Here is a 21,083-nt window from a genome sequence, read left to right as displayed (position 1 = left end):
CAACAGCCCGTACGGCACGCGCCGCCGCAGCTCACAGCGGCGTTGCCCGGCCGGTGGCGCCTGCCGCGGCCGCGGGCCCGGGCGCGGGGGAGGGCTCCGGCGGGGGGAAGCCCCACTCCCACTCCAGGCCGTAGCGCTGGAACAGCTCGCCCCGCAGCCGGCGCAGCGGCATCGGCGCGCCCGGCAGCAGCATCGCCACCGTCGCGCCCATCAGCAGGGCCCGCAGCAGCCGGTACTCCTCCTCCGGGTCGGCGGCGCCCCAGCAGGTCACCGTGTCGCGGAGCAGCAGCGCCAGCCGCTGCTGCTCGGGGCACTGGATGAAGCCCTCCTCCTGGAGGATCGCCGCCATGTGCGTGCGCATCAGCGTGGTGTGCCGGACGCTGATGCCCAGCATCCCGTCGATGGCCCGGGCCAGCAGCTGCCGGCCGTCGTCGGTCCTCGGCTCGAATTCCAGGGCGGCGGCCAGCTCGTCGGCCATCAGACGGTGCACCGCCGACTGGAGCAGTGCCCGCTTGCCGGAGAAGTAGTACGAGACCAGGCCCCTGGCCGACCCCGCCCGCTGGGTGATGTCGGCCAGGGTGGTGGCCTCGTAGCCGCGCTCCTCGACGAGCTCGACGGTGGCGCGCAGCAGCCGTTCCCGGGAACGCCTGCGCATCGCTTCATTGACCGAAGCGCTCCGAGGGGACATGCTTTACTCCTGCGTTGACTGGCTGCGAGCCAATATACTCAGCGCATCCCGCCGGACCAGGGTCCGCACGGGGTATCGGGGACGGGCGCCGTCCCGGCGACGCGGGGGATCGCCGGGACGGCGCCCGTCGCCCTTCCGGGCGCCCCCATCAGGTCAGGGCGTTCAGGCCGGGGCCGAAGGCGATCAGCAGCGGCACCGCGGGGACGAGCAGGGCGTACGCGCTCATCCGCACGCGGCGCGCCAGCGGCAGCCGCGGCGCGGGGTCCAGCAGCCGGCGCACCCGGCCGGGAAGCGCGGCGAGCGCGGCCGGGGCCGGGCCGAAGACCCCGCGCTCCTCGTTCAGCTCCACCAGTGCCAGCGCGGTGGTGAGCCGGCCGACACGGCGTGAGGCGGTGTCGTCCGCCGCCAGTTCGACCAGGTGGTGCACCTGGTCGCGGAAGGCCGCGAAGACCGGCACCTGCGGGAAGCCGCCGGCGAGCGCGCCCGCGCAGTGCAGCAGCACGTCGTGGCGGGCCCGCATGTGCCCCTGCTCGTGCGCCAGCACGGCGTCCAGCTGCCGGCCCTTGAGCCGCTGCAGGGCCGCAGTGGTGATCACCAGCTGCGGCTCCGCGCCGGACAGCCACCAGGCGTCCGACCGCGGGTCCTCCAGCACGACCAGGCGCTCGCCGGGCGGCACCTCCTCGCCCGGCAGCCGGGGCGAGCGCACCCGCAGCTCCGCCCGGCGCTGCCGGCGCCTGCCGCGGGCCCCGCGGACCTCCCGGGTGAGCATGGCGACCGTCCACAAGCCGCCGAGCGCCAGCGTCACCGCCAGCGCCGCCGCTCCGCGGCCGTACTCCGAGAGCCCGTACGCGTCGACCACGCCGTGCGGTGCGAAGGCGAACACATGGCCGCGCACCGCCGCCCACGCGGCCGAGGCCGTCAGGGCCAGCGCGGAGAGGCAGCACAGCAGCACGGCGGCGACCACGCACTGCCACACCCACAGGGCCAGCACGGGCTCGCGTCCCGGCCACTCGGCACGGGACAGCAGGCGCGGCGCCATCGCCGCCGTCAGTGCCCCCAGGACCAGCAGCACGAACGGGACCGTCATGACGATCACCCTAGGAGCGGGCGGCGGGCCGCGGGTGCGGCCCGCACACGATGTGACGTATCACTCACGCAACATCGTGCGCCCCAGGCGTCCCAAGGCTCCCACGCTCCGCGGGAGCGCCGGTCACATCGTCAGCAGCATCGCGAACATGCCCATCGCCATCGCCGCGCGGCACGCCGCCGCCACCTCCGGGGCGTGCCGCAGGCGTATCGCGCCGCCGGCCGGCGCGGCGGGGTCCGCGGCGGCCAGGCGGGTGCCCGCGCGCAGCACGTAGCCGGCGAAATACGCCAGCAGCAGCCCCGTCAGCACCGGAGTGCCCATCGCGGCGCCCCCCGCCGCGTGCCCCGCGTGGTCCGCGTGCGCACCGCCCGCACCTGCCGAGGCGGCCGCCATGTACACCATCGCCCCCGCGCACACGGAGTGGTGCACCCGATGCGTGGCCGCGCGGTGCGCGGAGGGCCGGAGGGCGTGCACCGCGGTGCCGGCGAAGACGACGGCGAGCACCGCGGGGGCCCAGCGCGGGGGCTCGTACGCGGAGAGCGGGACGGCCATGAGCGCCATGCCCGCGCCGAGCAGCGCCTCCGTCCGCGCCTCGCGGCGCAGCACGCACGACAGTGCCGTCGTGGCGCTGAGCGCCACCAGCAACCACGCGACCACCGGCGGTCCGTGCACCGCGTCCACCCCCCTCGGGCTCCCGCCCGAACCGGCGGCCCCCCAGCAAGCTGCCCGCGCCCGGCGGCGCACACCCGAGCGCACGGAGGCGTCCCCCGGCGTGAGCCCACTCCTTTCGCGCCGGCCCCCGCCCGCCGGGAGCCCCGGGCCGGAGGGGCGCCCTGGTGCGTTCCGGACCGCCGGCCGGGAAAGGCCGCTCGTGTCCCCGCGGTGCCCGCCGCACACCCGGGGCCGGAGCCGGGCCACCGGGGGCGCTCCGGAGCGGCCCGCGGGCCCCGGGGGCCGGGTGGTGGCCGGGAGCGGCGGGATATTCTGCGGGGTCATGGACACCACCGCCTCACCGAGGTTTCGCCCCGCGACCGCCGCAGACGTTCCCGCGCTGGTCGCGCTGATCGAGTCCGCCTACCGGGGGGACGCCAGCCGGGCGGGGTGGACGACGGAGGCGGACATCCTCGGCGGGCAGCGCACCGACCCCGAGGGCGTGCTCGCGGTGATCGAGAGCGCGAGCAGCCGGCTCGTCGCGGTGGAGCGCGACGGCGAGCTGGTGGCCTGCTGCCAGCTGGACCACCGCGGGGCGCACGCGTACTTCGGGATGTTCGCCGTGCGGCCCACGCTGCAGGGCGACGGGCTGGGCAAGGCCGTCATCGCGGAGGCGGAGCGTTTCGCCCGTGAGGAGTGGGGCGTCGCCGAGATGCACATGACGGTGATCTCGGTCCGGGAGGACCTGATCGCCTGGTACGAGCGGCGCGGTTACCGGCGCACCGGGCAGACGAGCCCGTTCCCGTACGGCGACGAGCGGTTCGGCCTGCCGACCCGCGACGACCTCGAGTTCGAGCTGCTCACCAAGAAGCTCTGAGGCCGGGGCCCGGCCCGGCCGTCATGCGGCCGGTTCGGCGGGCAGGTCGGTCACGGCTCCGTCCAGGCCCAGGGCGCGGGCGAGCGCCCAGTCCTGGGCGGTGTTCACCGTCCACGCGATGACCCGGATGTCCGCGGCGTGGCAGCGGCGGACCACGTCCAGGGTCAGGTGCGTGAGGTCGAGGCTGACCAGGCGCGCCCCGACGGCCTGGGCGCGCGGGACGACGTCCGGGCCGGACCTGCCCGCGACCAGCACCGTCGGTACCCCGGGCAGCAGCGTGCGGATCTCGGCGAGGGCCTCGTCGTGGAAGGACAGCACGCTGACCCGGCCGGTGGCGCCGCGTTCGCGCAGCGTGGCGGCGAGCGCCCGGGCGGCCGCCGTGTCCTTGATCTCGGCCTGGACGGGGCCGCGCACCGCGTCGAGCACTTCCTCGAAGACCGGCACCCGCTCGCCGAGCCCGGCGTCCAGCGCGCGGATCTCGTCGAGGGTGAGGTCCCGGACGAGCCCGCTGCCGTCCGTGGTGCGGTCCACGTCCGCGTCGTGCATCACCACGAGCGCGCCGTCCTTGCTCAGGTGCAGGTCGAGCTCGACCTGGTCCAGTCCCGCCTGCTCGGCGCGGCGGAAGGACCGCAGCGTGTTCTCCGGCTCGACGCCCATGACCCCGCGGTGACCGACAGTGAGGAAGCTCATGACCGCAGCCTAGGCCGCGCGGACGGCGCGGGGCCGACGACGCCGCGACGCATCGGCGGTGCCGGAGGGATTCCGGAAGGAGACCGGACGAAACGGGTCATCCGCCGCAGGAAAAGCGACTGTTCGGCGCTCCCGCCGGAGGATCGCCTCTTCGTCCGCTTGAAGCCGGAACAAGGTCGCGGATACGGTGTCGGTACGGCAATTTTTCCTGTGAGGGAGCGGTCATGGCTGACATTCTTTCGTCGAGGGCGGCACCTGCTCAGGGGATATCCGGTGACGACGTCATCGGGCACCCGGTGTGGGCCGAGCTGAAGGAGGCCGTCGAGACCGTCCGGCCGTGGCAGCTCAAGGACGGGTCGATCGACTTCGACGCCGAGGACGCGCCCGGCCGCACGGACGCGGCGCAGGCCGTGGACCGGATCGCCGGCGCCGTGGACCGGCTCACCGAGCTGCTCCCGCACGACGCGGCCTACCACCGCGCGCTGGCCGCCGACCTGCGCCGCTGGGCGGAAGAGGGCTTCGGCGTCCCGGACTTCCTGGACTCGCTGCTGGCCTTCCAGCCCGCCGCCGGGCGCACCGACGGCCGCCGCCATGTCGTCGTCTTCCCGATGTACACCCAGAACGGCAATCCGGACCGCAACCTGGAGGCCGTCGCGCTGCGCGTGATGTGGCCGGAGTGGATCGCCGAGCTGGAGCGCACGCGCTTCGACAACCCGCAGTTCGTCCCGATCGTCTTCGAGGACTTCACACCCGGTTACGACACCGACTCCGCGGTGCTCTTCCCGGAGACCGTCGCCGTGCGCAAGCCCCCGGCCCGCTGGAGCTGGGGCGCCATCTTCTGCGACCGGGAGGCCGCCCGCTTCCGGATGGTGACGGAGGCGGCCGTGGACATCCTCGGCCTCGACCTGCCGCCCGAGGCGGCCCGGCTGGTGTCCGACCAGGAGCTGGCGCAGCAGACGTACATGCTCTGGGACATGATCCACGACCGCACCCACAGCCACGGCGACCTGCCCTTCGACCCGTTCATGATCAAGCAGCGGGCCCCGTTCTGGATGTACGGGCTGGAGGAGCTGCGCTGCGACCTGACCACCTTCCGGGCGGCCGTCCAGCTGCAGGCCGAGGGCCACCCGATGGGTCTGGGCGTGCAGTACGCGATCCTCTTCGACCGCCTCTTCCGCTTCCCCGTCACCGGCGCACGGGTCCGCAACTACGACGGACTCGGCGGACAGCTGCTCTTCGCCTACCTGCACAAGCACGACGCCGTACGCTGGACGGACAACACCCTGCACATCGACTGGGAGCGTGCACCGCAGGTCACCAACCAGCTCTGCGAGGAGATCGAGACGCTGTACCGGGACGGCATCGACCGCCCCAAGCTCGTGCACTGGTTCGCCGCGTACGACCTGGTCGCGAGCTATCTCTCGCCGCACCCCGGCTCGGTCTGGGCCAAGGGACCCGACGCCCTGGACCTGTCTCTTCCTCCGCGCAAGCTGGTGGACGACGTGCTCGCGGACGAGTTTCCGCTCAGCATGTTCTACGAGGCCCTGTCCAGGAAGCTCCGCGACACGATCGCCTCCACCAAGGGGATCACCGGTGCCGGCCTGGTGCGGAGCGCCGCGTGACCGGTGCGGCCGAGGAGGCGGAGATGACGACCGACACGTATTCCGGCGGTCTCGACGGAGCGGTGATCGCCGTGGCGGGCGCGGGCGGCCCGGCCGGCCGGGCCGTGCTGCAGCGGCTCGCGCGGGCCGGCGGCCACGTCGTGGCGGCCGACCACGACCCCGAGCGGCTGGCCGAGGCGGTCGACGCGGCGCGCTACGACGCCGGCGGCGCCGACATCACCGGCGAGATCGTCGACCTGCTCGACCTGGAGGCCACCCAGGACTGGGCGGGCCGGATCGAGAAGGACCACGGCAGGGTCGACGGCCTGGTGCACCTGGTGGGAGGGTGGCGCGGCTCGGCGTCCTTCCCGGAGACGGAGCTGGCCGACTGGGACGTGCTGCACCAGCTGCTCGTCCGCACCGTCCAGCACACCTCGCTGGCCTTCCACGACGGGCTCATGCGCAGCCCCGGCGGCCGCTACGTGCTGGTCAGCGCGGCGGGTGCGAGCCGCCCGACCGCGGGCAACGCCGCCTACGCCGCCGCGAAGGCCGCCGCCGAGGCCTGGACCCTCGCGCTCGGTGACTCCTTCCGCCGTCTCGGCGGCGAGGACGGGCCCACCGCGGCCGCCACCGTCCTGGTGATCAAGGCGCTGGTGCACGACGCGCTGCGGGCCGAGCGCCCGCAGTCGACCTTCCCGGGTTTCACCGACGTCACCTACCTCGCCGAGGCGATCGCGACGCAGTGGAACCGCAACGCAGCAGAAGTGAACGGGACCCGCCAGTGGCTGACGCCCCAACCGTGACCGGCACCTCCGGCAACGCCGGTCCCGTGCCTCCCACCGACGCCGTGCGCCGGCACGACCCGGACGTCCGCGGTTTCGCCAGCGACAACTACGCGGGCGTGCACCCGGAAGTGCTGGCGGCGCTGGCGCTCGCCAACGGCGGCCACCAGGTCGCCTACGGCGAGGACGCGTACACCGCCGCCCTCCAGGAGATCTTCCGGACGCACTTCGGCCAGGCCGCCGAGGTCTTCCCGGTCTTCAACGGCACGGGCGCCAACGTGACCGGCCTCCAGGCGGTGACCGAGCGCTGGGGCGCGGTGATCTGCGCCGAGAGCGCGCACATCCACGTGGACGAGTGCGGCGCGCCCGAGCGTGTGGGCGGCCTGAAACTGCTCACGGTCCCGACTCCGGACGGCAAGCTCACCCCCGAGCTGATCGACCGGCAGGCGTACGGCTTCGACGACGAGCACCGTGCGCGGCCGCAGGTCGTGTCGATCGCCCAGACCACGGAACTCGGCACCTGCTACACACCGCAGGAGGTCGCGGCGATCTGCGACCACGCCCACCAGCTGGGCCTGGCCGTGCACATGGACGGGGCGCGCCTCGCCAACGCCGCCGCGACCCTCGGGGTGCCGCCGGCCCGCTTCACCACCGAGGCGGGCGTCGACATCCTCTCCTTCGGCGGCACCAAGAACGGGCTGCTGTTCGGCGAGTGCGTGGTCGTACTGGCCCCGGAGAAGGTGCGCGGGCTGCCGTACCTGCGCAAGGCCTCGATGCAGCTGGCGTCCAAGATGCGCTTCGTGTCGGTGCAGTTCGAGGCGCTGCTGGCCGGTGACCTGTGGCTGCGCAGCGCCGCGCACGCCAACGCGATGGCCCGCCGGCTGGAGGCGGCCGTGCGCGGCATCGAGGGCGTGCGGGTCACTCGGCCCGTGCAGTCGAACGCGGTCTTCGCGGTGCTGCCGCGCGAGGCCGCCGAACGGCTGCAGAAGCGCTTCCGCTTCTACTTCTGGGACGAGTCGACCGGTGAGGTGCGGTGGATGTGCGCCTTCGACACCACGGAGGCGGACGTGGACGGCTTCGCGGCGGCCGTCGCGGAGGAGCTGGCCGCGATGCGTGGATAGATATGCGGTAGTGGGTAAATTGATTGATCGATGGCCGATGGCTCTCTAGGGTCTGCCCATGGAACCGATCCCGGAGACCGACGACCTTTCCGCCTTCCTCGCAGCCGACGACGTCATCGACCACCACGACCCGGTGGTGGTCGAGACGGCGGCCCTGCTCGCAGAGGACGCGGACACCCTGCATGAATATGCGCACACGGCGTTCGAATACGTGCGCGACATGATCCCGCACTCCTTCGACTCGGGCGACCCGCGCGTCACGTGGCGGGCGTCGGACGTACTGGCCCAGCGCAACGGGATCTGCTACGCCAAGTCGCACGCCCTCGTCGCCCTGCTGCGGGCCCGCGGCATCCCCGCGGGCCTGTGCTACCAGCGGCTCACCGAGGACGACGGGTCCGATCCCGCCCTGCACGGCCTGATCGCCCTTCGGCTGCCGGGCACGGACCGCTGGAGCAGGCTGGACGCCCGCGGGAACAAACCCGGGGTGCGGGCCGCTTTCTCCCTCGACGTGGAGCAGCTCGCCTTCCCCGTGCGCCCGCACCTGGGGGAGTGCGACTACCCGACCGTCCACGTGGCACCGCTGCCGCAGGTGGTGGAATGTCTGCGGGCGGCACCGGACAGCTCGCGGATCGTGCTGCCGACCGAACTGCCCTGACTGCCCCGAGGAGGACGCGCATGGGCGCCACGGACGACGCCGGGCGGCTGACCGCCGCCGATCTCGGCGGGCCCCTGGGGGAGCGGGCCACCCTGGTGCAGTTCTCCAGCGCCTTCTGCGCGCCCTGCCGGGCGACCCGGCGCGTGCTGGCCGAGGTGTCGGCGATGGTCGAGGGGGTGGGCCACGTGGAGATCGACGCCGAGGCGCACCTCGGCCTCGTGCGGCGGCTGCGGATCGAGAGGACGCCGACCGTGCTGGTGCTGGACGCGGACGGCGCGGTGGTGCGCCGTGCTGCCGGCCAGCCGCGCAGGGCCGACGTGATCGCGGCGCTCGGGGCCGCGGTCTGAGCGGCGTCCGCACGGCCTCTTCGCCGGGCGGGCGTCGGGCAGGTCACAGTCGCGGGCCTTGCGAAGGGGCGGCGCAGTCTGTGTACTGGCGAGTAATATAACCGCAGGGGACTTGCCGCGACGCGTGCCGTACGCGGCGGGGAGCCGATGCCACTGGCGCCTATGCTGCCAGTTCCGGGGCACTTGCCAGGGCGCTGCCGGGGCAGTTGACGAAGACGTGCAGGACGAAGCAGTAGGAGAGCAGGCGTGAGCTTGAGGATCGTAGTCGCTGTGAAGTACGTGCCCGACGCCACCGGCGACCGTCACTTCGCCGATGACCTGACCACCGACCGCGAGGCGGTCGACGGACTGCTGTCGGAGCTGGACGAATACGCCGTCGAGCAGGCGCTGCAGATCGCGGAGGCCGCCGACGACGCGGAGATCACCGTGCTGACGGTGGGCCCCGAGGACGCCAGGGACGCGCTGCGCAAGGCGCTGTCGATGGGCGCCGACAAGGCCGTCCACGTCGAGGACGACGAGCTGCACGGCACGGACGTCATCGGCACCTCGCTGGTGCTGGCCAAGGCCGTCGAGCACATCGGCTACGACCTGGTCGTGACGGGCATGGCCTCCACCGACGGCACCGCGGGCGTGGTGCCCGCGCTGCTCGCCGAGCGGCTCGGCATCCCGCAGGTCACGCTGCTGTCCGAGGTCGCGGTGGCCGACGGCAAGGTGACCGGGCGGCGGGACGGCGACGCGGCGAGCGAGCAGCTGGAGGCGTCGCTGCCCGCCCTGGTGTCGGTGACCGACCAGTCCGGCGAGGCCCGCTACCCCTCCTTCAAGGGCATCATGGCCGCCAAGAAGAAGCCGGTGGAGTCCCTGGACCTGTCGGACCTGGGCATCGACGCGGCCGACGTCGGCCACGCCGGCGCCTGGACCGCGGTGCAGGACGCCACGCAGCGCCCCCCGCGCACCGCCGGCACCATCGTCAAGGACGAGGGCGAGGGCGGCAAGCAGCTCGCCGCCTACCTCGCGGAGCAGAAGTTCATCTGACGGACGGCCGTGTCCGGCGCACACCGCCCGGGCCCGGCCACGCGCTCCCGCCCGCCCCCGACTCCCTTTCTTCCGCAGGAGAACGCACCCATGGCTGAAGTCCTCGTCCTCGTCGACCACGTGGACGGCGCCGTCCGCAAGCCCACTCTCGAACTGCTCACCCTGGCCCGCCGGATCGGCGACCCCGTCGCCGTCCACCTGGGCGCCGGAGCCGACACCGCGGCCCCGGTGCTCGCCGAGCACGGCGCCGTCAAGGTGCTCACCGCCGACGCCCCGGAGTTCGCCGACTACCTCGTCGTGCCCAAGGTGGACGCCCTGCAGGCGGCCGCCGCCGCCGTCTCGCCGGCCGCGGTCCTGATCCCGTCCTCGGCGGAGGGCAAGGAGGTCGCCGCGCGGCTCGCGCTGCGGCTCGGCTCCGGCATCATCACCGACGCCGTCGACGTGACGGCGGGCGAGGACGGCCCGGTCGCGACCCAGTCGGTCTTCGCCGCCGCCTTCACGACCCGCTCGCGTGTCACCCGCGGCGTCCCGGTCATCACCGTCAAGCCCAACTCCGCGCCCGTCGAGGCCGCTCCGGCGGCCGGCACCGTCGAGCCGCTGGAGGTCGCCTTCGGCAAGCTGGCCACCGGCACCAAGGTCGTCTCGCGCACCCCGCGCCAGTCCACCGGGCGGCCGGAGCTGACCGAGGCCGCGATCGTGGTCTCCGGCGGCCGCGGCGTCAACGGCGCCGAGAACTTCTCGCTCATCGAGGAGCTGGCCGACTCCCTCGGCGCGGCCGTCGGCGCCTCGCGCGCCGCGGTGGACGCCGGCTGGTACCCGCACAGCAACCAGGTCGGCCAGACCGGCAAGTCGGTCTCCCCGCAGCTCTACATCGCCAACGGCATCTCCGGCGCCATCCAGCACCGGGCCGGCATGCAGACCTCCAAGACGATCGTCGCCGTCAACAAGGACGCCGAGGCCCCGATCTTCGACCTCGTCGACTACGGCGTGGTCGGCGACCTCTTCCAGGTCGTCCCGCAGCTCACGGCGGAGATCAAGGCCCGCAAGGGCTGAACCGCCGTCACCGGCCGCCACCGTTCCGGCCCCCGTACGCCCCGCGCGCACGGGGGCCGCGGCGTGCCGGCGCGGTGTTGACCTGGCCGGACGCCCCGGTTAGCGTCACCTCGTCGATCCAGGGACACGACGTCGACCGGTACGGGGAAGGTGGCGCCTGTGACGGAGCCGGCCGGCAGGATGCTCAGCGACGCGGACGTGGCCCGTGCCGGCGCCTCGCTCGCGGCCACCGACGCCGAACTCGCCCGCCGCTACCCCGGCGACGCGGGCACCCGGCAGCCCGTCCACACCGTCTACGTACCCGCCGACGCCGCGAACCCCGGCACCCCGCGGGAGTGGGGCGACCGGGCGCTGGCCGCGCTGGACGCCCACGCCCCCGACGCCGCCGCCCTCGGCGCGGTGCTGGGACTGCCCGCCGCGCTCGCCGCCGAGGTGCACGACCGGGTCCGCGCCAAGCTGCTCCGGGAGCCGGTGGAGGACCTGCGCATCGACTTCGAGGACGGCTACGGCTCGCGGCCCGACGCGGAGGAGGACGCGGCCGCCCGCACCGCCGCCCGGACCGTCGCGGAGCTGGCGGAGCGGGAGGGGGCGCCGCCCTGGGCCGGGATCCGGATGAAGTGCCTGGAGGCCCCCGTACGCGACCGCGGCATCCGGACCCTCGACGTCTTCCTGACCGCGCTGCTCGGCGCCGGCGGGCTGCCGGACGGGCTGGTGGTGACGCTGCCCAAGGTGACCTTCCCCGCCCAGGCGGCCGCCATGGCCGAGCTGTGCGGGCAGTTCGAGCGGGCCGCCGGGCTGCGCGCGGGCCGGATCCGCTTCGAGATCCAGATCGAGACGCCCCAGGCCGTCCTGGGCCCCGACGGCACCGCGACGGTCCCGCGCCTCGTCGACGCCGCCGCGGGCCGCCTCACCGCGCTGCACTACGGCACCTTCGACTACAGCGCCGCCTGCGGGGTCGGCCCCTCCCACCAGGCACCCGACCACCCGGCCGCCGACCACGCCAAGGCCGTCATGCAGGTCGCCGCCGCGGGCACCGGCGTGCGGCTCTCCGACGGCTCCACCAACGTCCTGCCGGTCGGCGCCACGCAGGACGTGCACGCCGCCTGGCGGCTCCACTACCGGCTGGTGCGGCGCTCACTGGCCCGCGCCTTCCACCAGGGCTGGGACATGCACCCGGCGCACCTGCCCACGCGCTACGCCGCCGTCTACGCCTTCTGCCGGGAGGACCTCGACACCACGGCGGCGCGACTCGCGGCCTACGTGCGCACGGGGGCCGGGAGCGGTGCGGTGCTGGACGAGCCGGCGACGGCCCGCGCGCTGTGCGGCCACCTGCTGCGCGGTCTGGACTACGGCGCCCTGGACCCGGACGAGGTCGCCGCGCGCACCGGGCTGGCCCGGGCCGAACTGGACACGCTGGCCGGGCGCTGAACCGCCGCCCGCGTCAGGAGGACGGGGGGATCTCGCCGGAACCGCGCGGGACGAGCCGGGCGGGCAGTTCCACACGGCTGGTCCCTTCCTCCGCGCCGTCCAGCCGGCGGAAGAGCAGCTGCGCGGCCGTCCGCCCGAGGCCCGGGGCGTCCTGGGCGACGACGGTGACCGGGGGGTCGAGCAGGTCGGCCAGCTCGAAGTCGTCGAAGCCGACCAGCGCGATGCGCTCGGGACGGCCGGACAGCACACGCACCGCGGACACGGTGACGCGGTTGTTGCCCGCGAGGAGCGCCGTGACCGGCTCGGGCCCCGACAGCATCACGGCCAGCGCGGCCTGCACGCGCTCGGGCGTGGTGGGGCCCATCGCGTACCACTCGGGGCGGACGGCCAGTCCCGCGTCGGCCATCGCCTCGCGGTAGCCGCGCAGCCGCTCGGCGGCGGTGTGGATGCCGGGCTGGTCGCCTATGAAGCCGATCCTGCGGTGACCGTGCGCGATGAGGTGCGCGACGCCGGTGCGGGTGCCGCCCGCGTTGTCGGTGAGGACGACGTCGGCGTCGATACGGCCGGCGGGGCGGTCCACGAACACGGTGGCCACGCCCGCGTCGATCTCCGGGCTCAGGTAGCGGTGGTCGTCCCCGGCCGGCACCACGACCAGGCCGTCGACCCGGCGGGCGCAGAACGCGAGGACCAGCTCCTGCTCACGGCGCGGGTTCTCGGTGCTCGACCCGGTGAACAGCAGCGCCCCGTGCGCACCGGCGACGTCCTCCACGGCGCGGCTGAGCGCGGCGTAGAAGGGGTCGGCGAGGTCCTCGAGGACCAGGCCGACACTGGCCGTACGGCGGGTGCGCAGCAGCCGCGCGCTGTCGTTGCGCCGGAAGCCGAGGGCGTCGATGGCGGCCTGGACGCGGGCCGTCGTGTCGGGTGTGACGCCCGGTTCCTCGTTCACCACCCGGGACACCGTCTTGAGGCCGACGCCCGCGCGCGCGGCGACATCCTTCATGGTGGGCCGGGGGACTCGTCCAGGAGTTTGGGTCACGGTCGTAGTATTCCCTGCGGCAAGAGATGGACAACGTTGTCACGATCAGGCGAGACTACCCCCGGGCCCGCCGCCGCGGAACCCCGGCGGCCGGGCCGGCGTGATCCCCGGTACCGCGACCGCGCCGCCTCGCCACGGCGACCCCGCGGCACCTCGCAGGAGACCTGTGCGATCCCGCACGACACCGAAGGAGACCCCGAAGCATGCACCTGCACGGCGTGACCGGTCCACTCGTGGCCGCACTGGACATCGGCGGTACGAAAATCGCCGGGGCGCTCGTCGACACCGACGGCCGCCTGGTCACGCGGTCGCTGCGGCCGACGCCCGCCGGGCGGGACGGCGAGACGGTCATGCGGGCCGTCGCGGAGGTGGTCGGCGAGCTGCGCGCGGCACCGCAGTGGGACGCGGCCGTCGCCCTCGGGATCGGCAGCGCGGGGCCGGTGGACGCCGTCCACGGCACCGTCAGCCCCGTCAACGTGCCCGGCTGGCGGGACTTCCCGCTCGTCCCCCGGGCCGCCGAGGCGGCCGGCGGGCTGCCGGTGGTACTGGCCGGGGACGGCGTGGCGATGACCGCGGCCGAGCACTGGCAGGGCGCCGCCCGCGGCTACGACAACGCGCTGTGCATGGTCGTGTCCACCGGCGTCGGCGGCGGGCTGGTGCTCGGCGGCGCGCTGCTGCCCGGGCCCACCGGCAACGCCGGGCACATCGGGCACATCAGCGTCGACCTCGACGGTGACCCGTGCCCGTGCGGCTCCCGCGGCTGCGTCGAACGGCTCGCCAGCGGCCCCAACATCGCCCGCCGCGCGGTGGAGTCGGGCTGGACGCCGCCCGCGGGCACGCCGCCGACCGCGGCGGCCGTCGCCGAGTCCGCCCGGGCCGGCGACCCGCTCGCGGTGGCGTCCTTCGACCGTGCCGCGCAGGCGCTCGCGGCCGGCATCGCCGCGACCGCGACGCTGGTGGAGATCCACGTCGCCGTCATAGGCGGCGGGGTGGCCGGGGCCGGCCCGGTGCTCTTCGACCCGCTGCGCGAGCACCTCGCCCGCTACGCCACGCTGTCCTTCGCCGCGGGCGTCGACGTCGTCCCGGCCAAGCTCGGCACCGACGCGGGCCTGGTCGGCGCGGCGGCCGCGGCGGCCCAGGGACTGGGCCTGGCGGGCTTCGTCGGCGGCTGACGCGACGGCCGGAGGGGACCGGCTCGCGGCAGACCGGCGGAGCGCGGCCCGCCGGCCGCGAGGGGCGGCCGCGGCCGGACCGCCCGGCCGGAGCCCCGCTCAGGCTGCCGCACGGGCCGCGCGCCGGCCCAGCAGCAGGACGGCCGCGGCGCCGGCCAGGCAGGCGGCGGCGCTGAGCAGGAAGGCGTGGTTGGCGCCCGCGGCGAGGGCGGCGGCGGGCGAGCTGCCGTGCGCGGCCGTCACCACCGAGACGGTGAGCGCGACGCCGAGCGCGGAACCGACGTAGCGCGCGGTGTTGTTGGCGCCCGAACCCATCGCGCCGCGGTCGGCGGGAACGCTGGAGACGGCCAGCCGGGCGAGCGCGGCGTTGAGGATGCCGCTGCCGACGCCCCCGACCGCGAGGGCCGGGAACATCCGGCCGTACGAGCCGCCGGCGTGCAGGCCGTACAGCGCCGCCTGCCCGGCCCCGGCCACCGCCAGGCCCAGTGCCGCCTGCGCCGCGGCGCCCAGGTGCGGGGCGAGCCGGCGGGCCAGCAGGGCGGACACCGCCGACAGGCCCGACCAGACCAGGAAGAGCATGCTGGTGGCCACCGCGCCGGTGCCGAGCACGCCCTGCACGATGGTGGGCAGGTAGCTGAACACCCCGACCAGCGCGAGCCCGTTGGCCAGTGCGCCGAGGCCGGAGGCGAGGAAGGCGGGACTGCGCCACAGTGCCGGGTCCAGCATCGGCTCGGCGACCCGGCGTTCGACGGCCGCGAAGGCGGCGAGCGCCACCGCGGCCGCGCCGACCGGCACCAGGACCGCCGGGTGCAGCCAGCCGCCGCGGCTCTCGCCGAAGCCCGCGACGAGGGCGCCGACTCCCGCGCCGAGGGTGGCCGCCCCCGCCGGGTCCAGCCGCCGGGGGCGGGCGGCGCGCGATTCGGGGACGCCCGCGGTGAGCGCCGCGACCGGCAGCGCCAGCAGGGCCAGGCCCCAGTAGAGCGAGCGCCAGCCCCAGGCCTGTGTCAGCAGCGCGGCGTAGACCGGGCCGACGGCCACCCCCGCGCCGACCGTCGCGCCCCACAGCCCGAGCGCCCGTACCCGCTGGGGGCCTGACGGGTGGGTCGCGGCGACGAGTCCGAGGCCCGCGGCGAGGACGGCGGCGCTCGCGGCGCCCTGGAGGATGCGGGCGGCCAGGAAGACGCCGGTGGCGGGTGCGGCGGCCGCCAGCGCGGTGGACACCAGGAGGAGAAGGGTGCCGGCGGCGAAGGTACGACGCCGACCGCGGGCGTCGGCGACGCTGCCCATCGTCAGCAGCAGGGCGGCCAGGCCGACCGGGGTGCCGGTGAGCATCCAGGTCTGTGCGACGGGCCCGCAGTGCAGTCCGCGGGCGGTGGCGGCGAGCGTGGTGGCGGGGGCGGTGAAGGCCATCAGCGTCAGCAGGGTGCCGAGGCCGACGGCCGCCAGCGTGGTCCCGGCGCCCGGTGCGGGCTCCGCGGACCGGCGCGGCGGTGGGGCGGGTGCGGCGGCGGGCGGTGCGGGGGTGCGGGGTGCGGCCTGGGCCTTCATGGGTTCCTCCGCTGGGTGCGGTCGGGTCCGCGGGATGCGGGTGGGTGTGAGTCTGTTCACTGAACTCAAGCGCCGCCGCAGCGTAACACGTGAGTCTGTTCACCGAACTCAAAGGGTGGCCCGGCGGTACGCTGGCCCCATGGCACTCGGTACGGACTACGCGAAGCAGGACTGCTCCCTCGCGCGCGCCCTGGAGGTGGTCGGGGAGCGCTGGAGCCTGCTGATCGTGCGGGACGCCTTCTACGGGGTGCGCCGCTTCAGCGACTTCCTGGTCCACCTGGACATCCCGCGGGCCGTCCTCACCGCCCGGCTCGCCGCACTCACCGAGGCCGGGGTGCTGCGCAAGGTCGCCTACCAGCAGGCGCCCCCGCGCTACGACTACGTGCTGACCGATGCCGGGATCGGGCTGTGGCCGCCGCTGCACGCGCTGATCCGGTGGGGCGGCGAGCACGTGGCCGGGAGCGGGCCGAGCAGGACCTTCCACCACGCCGCCTGCGGCACCCGCCTCGACATGACCGGCGGCTGCCCGCACTGCGCCCTCGCGCAGGTGCCCCCGCCGGACGTCGAGATGCGCACCCCCGACCCCGACGGGCGCCCGCACCGCTCCGACCCGGTCGCCGCCGCGCTCGCCGCCCCCCACCGGCTGCTGCGGCCGCTGCGCGGGGCCGGCGCGTTTGCCGGTGCCGAGGATCCGGGCAATTCGTAGGGGTCGACGGAGAAGGGGGCACCGTGATCATCTGGGTGAACGGGGCGTTCGGAGCGGGCAAGAGCGCCGCCGCGCGCGAACTGCTCGACCTCATACCGGAAAGCACCCTGTACGACCCCGACGTCCTGACGGGCTGCCTGCGGCAGCTGCTGCCCGAGAAGCGGCTCCAGGAGGTCGCCGACTGCCAGGAGCTCCCCCTCTGGCGGCGGCTGGTGGTCGAGGCCGCCGCGGGGCTGCTCGCCGAGGTCGGCGGGGTGCTCGTGGTGCCGATGGCACTGCTGAGGCAGGAGTTCCGTGACGAGATCTTCGGCGGTCTGGCGGCGCGCGGGATCGAGGTCAGACATATCGTGCTGGATCCCGGAGAAACGATCCTGCGCAGCCGGATCGCGTCCCGCGCCGAAGACCGCGACCCCACCGCGGGCAGCCCGCCCCGAGCCCGCCGCGCGCCTGCGGACGAGGCGGCCCGCCGCAGGGCGCAGGAACGCGTCCCCGACTACCTCGACGCGCTGCCCTGGCTCGCCCGGGACGCCTGCGTGGTCGCCACCGCCGGGCTGACGCCGCGGCAGACGGCTCTGCGGATCGCGGAGGCGCTCGCCCGGGGCGAAGGCGCGTGCGGGATCGTCCAGACACCCGAGCCGCGGGCCGAGACGGTCGCGGCCGGCGTGCTGCTCTTCGACGACGCCGACCGGGTGCTGCTCGTCGACCCCACCTACAAGTCCGGCTGGGAATTCCCCGGCGGGGTCGTCGAGCGGGGCGAGTCGCCGGCCACCGCGGGGCACCGCGAGGTCGCCGAGGAGCTCGGCATCGAGCTGACCGGCGGCCTGGAACTCCTCGTCGTCGACTGGGAACCGCCGCATCCCACCGGGCACGGCGGGATGCGGCTGCTCTTCGACGGCGGGCGCGTGCCGGCCGCCGACATCGGCCGGCTGCTGCTGCCCCCGGCCGAGCTGCGCGACTGGCGCTTCGTCACCGAGGACGAGGCCGCGGGCCTGCTGCCGCCCGTGCGGCTCGACCGGCTGCGCTGGGCCCTGCGCGCCCGCGAGCAGGGACGCCCGCTCAACCTGGAGGCCGGCCACCCCGTGCGGTGAGCCGGAACACCCCGCCCCGCACGCCGGCGGGGCGGGGACACGCGTCTACGACGCCTTCGAGGCCGCGTAGTGCCGGAGGAACAGCGCCTCGGTGAGCGACAGCCGCTCCAGCTCCTCGGGGGACACGCTCTCGTTGACCGCGTGGATCTGGGCCTCCGGCTCGCTCAGCCCGATCAGAAGGATCTCGGCCTGCGGGTACAGCGTCGCCAGCGTGTTGCACAGCGGGATCGAGCCGCCCTGCCCCGCGACGGCCATCTCCTGCCCGTAGGCCTCCCGCATCGCCTCGGCCATCGCGGTGTACGCCGGGCTGCCGGTGTCGGCCCGGAACGGCTGGCCGCTGCCGCAGTGCTTCACCTCGACGTGCGCGCCCCACGGGGCCGCCGCCCGCAGGTGCTCCTCCAGCGCCGCCGCGGCGTGCTCGGCCGTCATGCCCGGAGGCACCCGGACGCTCACCCGGGCGCCCGCGGTGGCCTGCACCGACGGGGTCGCGCCGACGACCGGCGGGGCGTCGATGCCCATCACCGTCACCGAGGGCCGGGCCCAGAGCCGGTCGGCGACCGTGCCCGTACCGACCAGCTCGACGCCGTCGAGCACCTTGGCGTCCCGCCGGAAGTCCTCCTCCGGGTACTCCAGGCCGGCCCAGGTGCCCGAGCCGTCCAGCCCGGCGACCGTGGTCGCGCCGGACGCGTCGCGGAGCGAGTCGAGCATCCGGATCAGCGCCGCCAGAGCGTCCGGCGCCGCGCCGCCGAACTGGCCCGAGTGCAGGTTGCCTTCGAGGGTGGCCACCCGGACCTCGAGCTGCGCCATGCCGCGCAGCACCGAGGTGACGGTCGGCAGCCCGACCCGGAAGTTGCCCGCGTCGCCGATCACGATCGCGTCCGCGGCCAGCAGGCCGGGGTGCGCCTCGGCGTAGCGCTCCAGGCCGCCGGTGCCCTGCTCCTCCGAACCCTCCACGATCACCTTGACGGTGACCGGCACGCCGCCCTGCGCGGCGAGCGCCCGCAGTGCCGTCAGGTGCATGAGCACGCCGCCCTTGCAGTCGGCGGCGCCGCGGCCGTACCAGCGCCCGTCGCGCTCGGTCAGCTCGAACGGCGGTGTCAGCCACGCCGACTCGTCCAGCGGCGGCTGCACGTCGTAGTGCGCGTAGAGCAGCACCGTGGGTGCGCCGTCAGGGCCGGGCAGCACGCCGTAGACCGACTGCGTGCCGTCCGGGGTGTCCAGCAGCGCCACGTCCTGGAAGCCCTCGCCGCGCAGTGCCGCCGCCACCCACGCCGCCGCCTTCTCGCTCCCGCTGCGCGGGTACTGGCGTTCGTCGGCGACCGACGCGAAGGAGACCAGCTCCGCCAGTTCGGTACGCGCGCGGGGCATCAGCGAGGCCACGGTCTCGGACAGCGGAACGGACGTCATGGGCTGCTCCTCGTAGGAATCGGCGGGTCGCGGCGCTCGGTGGTGCACACGACGGTCGCTGCCGATGGTGCCACAGCAGATCCGGTCCGGCGGGCGCAATAGGATGCCCTGAGCAGGGGTGACGGACGGGCCGAGCGGGAGCGGATCAAGACGTGAGCGGTGAGCGGGCGGCGCAGGACAGCGGAGCGCAGGACGGGGAGACACCGGCGGTCTGGGACGTCGCGGTGATCGGCGGGGGTCCCGCCGGAGCGTCGGCGGCGCACGCGGCGGCGGTCACCGGACGGCGGGTCCTGCTGCTGGAGAAGGCCGAACTCCCCAGGTACAAGACCTGCGGCGGCGGCATCATCGGCCCCTCGCGGGACGCGCTGCCGCCCGGCTTCGAACTCCCGCTCCGCGAGCGGGTGCACGCCGTCACCTTCAGCCTCAACGGCCGCCGCACCAGGACCAAGCGCTCCCGGCAGATGCTCTTCGGGCTCATCAACCGCCCGGAGTTCGACGCCGCGCTCGTCGACGCAGCCCGCGAGGCCGGCGCCGTGGTGCGCACCGGCGTGACCGTCTCCCGCGTCGAGCAGCACGGTCCGGGCGTCCCGGACCGGCGCACGGTCGCGGTCGTCGTCGGCGCGAGCGGCGGCGGTGCCTCCGGCAAACGCGACGAGGAGATCGTCTACGCCCGCGCGGTCATCGGCGCCGACGGCAGCGCCAGCCGGATAGGAGCGCACGTCGGGGTCAAGCTCGACCAGGTCGATCTCGGCCTGGAGGCGGAGATCCCCGTCCCGCCGGCCGTGGCGGAGGACTGGGCCGGCCGGGTGCTGATCGACTGGGGCCCGCTGCCCGGCAGTTACGGCTGGGTCTTCCCCAAGGGGGACTCCCTCACCGTGGGCGTCATCTCGGCCCGCGGCGACGGGGGCGCCACCAAGCGCTACCTCGACGACTTCATCGCCCGGCTCGGGCTCGCCGGATTCGAACCCAGCGTCTCCACCGGCCACCTCACCCGTTGCCGCGCCGACGACTCGCCGCTGTCCCGCGGCCGGGTGCTGGTCTGCGGGGACGCGGCCGGGCTACTGGAGCCCTGGACGCGCGAGGGCATCTCCTTCGCGCTGCGCTCCGGGCGGCTCGCGGGGGAGTGGGCTGTCCGCATCGCCGAGGCGCACGACGCGGTCGACGCCCGGCGGCAGGCGCTCAACTACGCCTTCGCCGTCAAGGCGGGCCTCGGGGTCGAGATGGGCGTCGGGCGCAGGCTGCTCGGCGTCTTCGAGCAGCGGCCCGGGCTCTTCCACGCGGCGCTCACCACCTTCCCGCCCGCCTGGCGGGCCTTCGCGGGCATCACCAGCGGCAAGCGCTCGCTCGCCGAGATCGTCCGCACCCACCCCGTCGCCCGCCGTGCGCTGGACAGCCTCAGCCGGGCCTGACACCTCCGGCCACGCGCGGCCGCTTCCCGGCGGCCGCCCGTGGCCGCGTCGCGGCCGTCCCGCCGCACCCCGGGCGGCCGCCACCCTCCCCGGCCCTCACGCCCCCGCGCCCGCTCCGGTGGCCGCGCCCGGTTCCGTGATGCGGAAGACCGGGTGCCTGGGGGCTATCGCGCGCAGCCGGTCGTCCGGCGAATCCGGGCCCACGCCGTCGAAGAAGACCCCCACCTCGGCCTTCCAGCGCTTCAGGTAGGCGCGCAGCACCGGCACCTTGTCGTCGTCGCCGACCTCCACGGCGGCGAACTCCTCCGCCTTCTTCCCGAGGCGGAGCTCGCCGCCGCCCGCCGCCCGCATGTTGTGCGTCCACTGCACGTGGCCGCGCGGAGCCACCAGATAGCGCTCCCCCTCCAGCGACAGCACGTTGACCGGCGTCGTCCGCCACTCACCGCTCTTGCGGCCCCTGACGGCCAGGACCCGTGAGCCCCAGACGCTGAACCCGCGCCGGGTGAGGAAGGCGACCGCGCGGTTGACGACGTTGACGGTGACCCAGCCGGGCTTGCGGACGTGCAGGACCTGCTCGGACATGGCGGCCTCTCCTCTGTTCCGGTCTTCCGCTCCGTTGTGTGAGCGGTGCTCTCGCTTGAGAACAGTGTGCTCGCTCATGTCCTGCAAAAGCAAGAGCACCGCTCTCGTTTTCTTTCGCCGCTC

The 21,083-nt window shown here is 74.9% G+C and carries 21 protein-coding genes; 13 read left to right on the top strand and 8 right to left on the bottom strand.

Annotated features, from left to right (window positions below; genetic code table 11):
* Positions 1-31: 31 nt before the first annotated feature.
* The 3 genes from ACH4SE_RS06885 to ACH4SE_RS06875 form a co-directional block, all read right to left on the bottom strand.
* On the bottom strand, positions 32-688 hold the full coding sequence (locus ACH4SE_RS06885; RefSeq protein WP_398542247.1) for a TetR/AcrR family transcriptional regulator: 657 nt from the start codon (positions 686-688) through the stop codon (positions 32-34).
* A gap of 148 nt (positions 689-836) precedes the next feature.
* Entirely contained in the window at positions 837-1,775 is a 939-nt protein-coding gene (locus tag ACH4SE_RS06880) for a M56 family metallopeptidase (RefSeq protein ID WP_398542246.1), read from the bottom strand.
* Between the two features lie 123 nt (positions 1,776-1,898).
* Positions 1,899-2,447, bottom strand: coding sequence for a DUF5134 domain-containing protein (locus ACH4SE_RS06875; protein WP_398542245.1), 549 nt, complete (start codon positions 2,445-2,447; stop codon positions 1,899-1,901).
* 322 nt (positions 2,448-2,769) lie between these two features.
* On the opposite strand from ACH4SE_RS06875, the gene ACH4SE_RS06870 reads away from it, so the two are divergent.
* Positions 2,770-3,303 (top strand): GNAT family N-acetyltransferase, encoded by a 534-nt coding sequence (locus ACH4SE_RS06870; RefSeq protein WP_398542244.1) that lies wholly within the window; start codon positions 2,770-2,772, stop codon positions 3,301-3,303.
* A gap of 21 nt (positions 3,304-3,324) precedes the next feature.
* Here ACH4SE_RS06870 and ACH4SE_RS06865 read toward each other — a convergent pair whose 3' ends face one another.
* Positions 3,325-3,993 carry a glycerophosphodiester phosphodiesterase gene (locus ACH4SE_RS06865; RefSeq protein ID WP_398542243.1) on the bottom strand — a complete coding sequence of 223 codons (669 nt, stop codon included), beginning with the start codon at positions 3,991-3,993 and terminating at the stop codon, positions 3,325-3,327.
* A 224-nt stretch (positions 3,994-4,217) separates the two neighbouring features.
* Here ACH4SE_RS06865 and ACH4SE_RS06860 point away from each other — a divergent pair, with 224 nt between their 5' ends.
* From ACH4SE_RS06860 to ACH4SE_RS06825, 8 genes are all read left to right on the top strand, one after another.
* Positions 4,218-5,615 (top strand): DUF6421 family protein, encoded by a 1,398-nt coding sequence (locus ACH4SE_RS06860; protein WP_398542242.1) that lies wholly within the window; start codon positions 4,218-4,220, stop codon positions 5,613-5,615.
* A 23-nt stretch (positions 5,616-5,638) separates the two neighbouring features.
* Entirely contained in the window at positions 5,639-6,397 is a 759-nt protein-coding gene (locus ACH4SE_RS06855; RefSeq protein WP_398542241.1) for an SDR family NAD(P)-dependent oxidoreductase, read from the top strand.
* Entirely contained in the window at positions 6,376-7,497 is a 1,122-nt protein-coding gene (locus tag ACH4SE_RS06850; protein WP_398542240.1) for a threonine aldolase family protein, read from the top strand. Before ACH4SE_RS06855 ends, ACH4SE_RS06850 begins: the two co-directional genes overlap by 22 nt.
* Before the next feature lie 58 nt (positions 7,498-7,555).
* Entirely contained in the window at positions 7,556-8,152 is a 597-nt protein-coding gene (locus ACH4SE_RS06845; RefSeq protein WP_398542239.1) for a transglutaminase family protein, read from the top strand.
* Positions 8,153-8,172: 20 nt separating this feature from the next.
* A complete protein-coding gene (locus tag ACH4SE_RS06840) occupies positions 8,173-8,499 on the top strand; it encodes a thioredoxin family protein (protein WP_398542238.1) in 327 nt (108 codons plus the stop codon).
* Between the two features lie 246 nt (positions 8,500-8,745).
* Positions 8,746-9,531: an electron transfer flavoprotein subunit beta/FixA family protein gene (locus tag ACH4SE_RS06835; RefSeq protein ID WP_398542237.1), complete on the top strand. Its 786-nt coding sequence runs from the start codon at positions 8,746-8,748 to the stop codon at positions 9,529-9,531.
* A gap of 90 nt (positions 9,532-9,621) precedes the next feature.
* On the top strand, positions 9,622-10,584 hold the full coding sequence (locus tag ACH4SE_RS06830) for an electron transfer flavoprotein subunit alpha/FixB family protein (RefSeq protein WP_398542236.1): 963 nt from the start codon (positions 9,622-9,624) through the stop codon (positions 10,582-10,584).
* Between the two features lie 180 nt (positions 10,585-10,764).
* Complete coding sequence (locus tag ACH4SE_RS06825; protein ID WP_398542668.1) at positions 10,765-12,012, top strand: DUF6986 family protein; 1,248 nt, start codon at positions 10,765-10,767, stop codon at positions 12,010-12,012.
* A 13-nt stretch (positions 12,013-12,025) separates the two neighbouring features.
* Here the strand turns inward: ACH4SE_RS06825 and ACH4SE_RS06820 are convergent, their stop codons facing one another.
* The gene (locus ACH4SE_RS06820) at positions 12,026-13,012 is read right to left on the bottom strand and encodes a LacI family DNA-binding transcriptional regulator (RefSeq protein WP_398542667.1); all 987 of its coding nucleotides are present in this window, start codon (positions 13,010-13,012) and stop codon (positions 12,026-12,028) included.
* Positions 13,013-13,251: 239 nt separating this feature from the next.
* Between ACH4SE_RS06820 and ACH4SE_RS06815 the strand changes: the two genes are divergently transcribed.
* Positions 13,252-14,220 (top strand): ROK family protein, encoded by a 969-nt coding sequence (locus tag ACH4SE_RS06815; protein WP_398542235.1) that lies wholly within the window; start codon positions 13,252-13,254, stop codon positions 14,218-14,220.
* Positions 14,221-14,319: 99 nt separating this feature from the next.
* Here ACH4SE_RS06815 and ACH4SE_RS06810 read toward each other — a convergent pair whose 3' ends face one another.
* Positions 14,320-15,768: an MFS transporter gene (locus ACH4SE_RS06810; protein WP_398542234.1), complete on the bottom strand. Its 1,449-nt coding sequence runs from the start codon at positions 15,766-15,768 to the stop codon at positions 14,320-14,322.
* Positions 15,769-15,907: 139 nt separating this feature from the next.
* On the opposite strand from ACH4SE_RS06810, the gene ACH4SE_RS06805 reads away from it, so the two are divergent.
* Complete coding sequence (locus ACH4SE_RS06805) at positions 15,908-16,474, top strand: winged helix-turn-helix transcriptional regulator (RefSeq protein ID WP_398542233.1); 567 nt, start codon at positions 15,908-15,910, stop codon at positions 16,472-16,474.
* Positions 16,475-16,497: 23 nt separating this feature from the next.
* Positions 16,498-17,562 (top strand): NUDIX domain-containing protein, encoded by a 1,065-nt coding sequence (locus ACH4SE_RS06800; protein ID WP_398542232.1) that lies wholly within the window; start codon positions 16,498-16,500, stop codon positions 17,560-17,562.
* 45 nt (positions 17,563-17,607) lie between these two features.
* Here ACH4SE_RS06800 and ACH4SE_RS06795 read toward each other — a convergent pair whose 3' ends face one another.
* Positions 17,608-18,969 carry a dipeptidase gene (locus tag ACH4SE_RS06795; protein WP_398542231.1) on the bottom strand — a complete coding sequence of 454 codons (1,362 nt, stop codon included), beginning with the start codon at positions 18,967-18,969 and terminating at the stop codon, positions 17,608-17,610.
* Positions 18,970-19,121: 152 nt separating this feature from the next.
* On the opposite strand from ACH4SE_RS06795, the gene ACH4SE_RS06790 reads away from it, so the two are divergent.
* Positions 19,122-20,378, top strand: coding sequence for a geranylgeranyl reductase family protein (locus ACH4SE_RS06790; RefSeq protein WP_398542230.1), 1,257 nt, complete (start codon positions 19,122-19,124; stop codon positions 20,376-20,378).
* A 96-nt stretch (positions 20,379-20,474) separates the two neighbouring features.
* Here the strand turns inward: ACH4SE_RS06790 and ACH4SE_RS06785 are convergent, their stop codons facing one another.
* Entirely contained in the window at positions 20,475-20,960 is a 486-nt protein-coding gene (locus ACH4SE_RS06785; protein WP_398542229.1) for a nitroreductase family deazaflavin-dependent oxidoreductase, read from the bottom strand.
* Between the last annotated feature and the right edge of the window lie 123 nt (positions 20,961-21,083).

The organism is Streptomyces sp. NPDC020983 (assembly GCF_044333485.1).
Classification (GTDB): Bacteria; Actinomycetota; Actinomycetes; order Streptomycetales; family Streptomycetaceae; genus Actinacidiphila.
The sequence above is the reverse complement of the archived record's forward strand: the minus strand, read 5'-3'. Positions and strand labels throughout refer to the sequence as shown.

Excerpts from the sequence above, each read along its gene's own strand:
- ACH4SE_RS06855 (WP_398542241.1), top strand. The coding sequence starts at position 5,639 with ATGACGACCGACACGTATTCCGGCGGTCTCGACGGAGCGGTGATCGCC.
- ACH4SE_RS06845 (WP_398542239.1), top strand. The coding sequence starts at position 7,556 with ATGGAACCGATCCCGGAGACCGACGACCTTTCCGCCTTCCTCGCAGCC.
- ACH4SE_RS06795 (WP_398542231.1), bottom strand. The coding sequence starts at position 18,969 with ATGACGTCCGTTCCGCTGTCCGAGACCGTGGCCTCGCTGATGCCCCGC.
- ACH4SE_RS06830 (WP_398542236.1), top strand. The coding sequence starts at position 9,622 with ATGGCTGAAGTCCTCGTCCTCGTCGACCACGTGGACGGCGCCGTCCGC.
- ACH4SE_RS06860 (WP_398542242.1), top strand. The coding sequence starts at position 4,218 with ATGGCTGACATTCTTTCGTCGAGGGCGGCACCTGCTCAGGGGATATCC.
- ACH4SE_RS06785 (WP_398542229.1), bottom strand. The coding sequence starts at position 20,960 with ATGTCCGAGCAGGTCCTGCACGTCCGCAAGCCCGGCTGGGTCACCGTC.
- ACH4SE_RS06880 (WP_398542246.1), bottom strand. The coding sequence starts at position 1,775 with ATGACGGTCCCGTTCGTGCTGCTGGTCCTGGGGGCACTGACGGCGGCG.
- ACH4SE_RS06870 (WP_398542244.1), top strand. The coding sequence starts at position 2,770 with ATGGACACCACCGCCTCACCGAGGTTTCGCCCCGCGACCGCCGCAGAC.
- ACH4SE_RS06865 (WP_398542243.1), bottom strand. The coding sequence starts at position 3,993 with ATGAGCTTCCTCACTGTCGGTCACCGCGGGGTCATGGGCGTCGAGCCG.
- ACH4SE_RS06840 (WP_398542238.1), top strand. The coding sequence starts at position 8,173 with ATGGGCGCCACGGACGACGCCGGGCGGCTGACCGCCGCCGATCTCGGC.
- ACH4SE_RS06810 (WP_398542234.1), bottom strand. The coding sequence starts at position 15,768 with ATGAAGGCCCAGGCCGCACCCCGCACCCCCGCACCGCCCGCCGCCGCA.
- ACH4SE_RS06885 (WP_398542247.1), bottom strand. The coding sequence starts at position 688 with ATGTCCCCTCGGAGCGCTTCGGTCAATGAAGCGATGCGCAGGCGTTCC.
- ACH4SE_RS06805 (WP_398542233.1), top strand. The coding sequence starts at position 15,908 with ATGGCACTCGGTACGGACTACGCGAAGCAGGACTGCTCCCTCGCGCGC.
- ACH4SE_RS06820 (WP_398542667.1), bottom strand. The coding sequence starts at position 13,012 with ATGAAGGATGTCGCCGCGCGCGCGGGCGTCGGCCTCAAGACGGTGTCC.
- ACH4SE_RS06815 (WP_398542235.1), top strand. The coding sequence starts at position 13,252 with ATGCACCTGCACGGCGTGACCGGTCCACTCGTGGCCGCACTGGACATC.
- ACH4SE_RS06825 (WP_398542668.1), top strand. The coding sequence starts at position 10,765 with ATGCTCAGCGACGCGGACGTGGCCCGTGCCGGCGCCTCGCTCGCGGCC.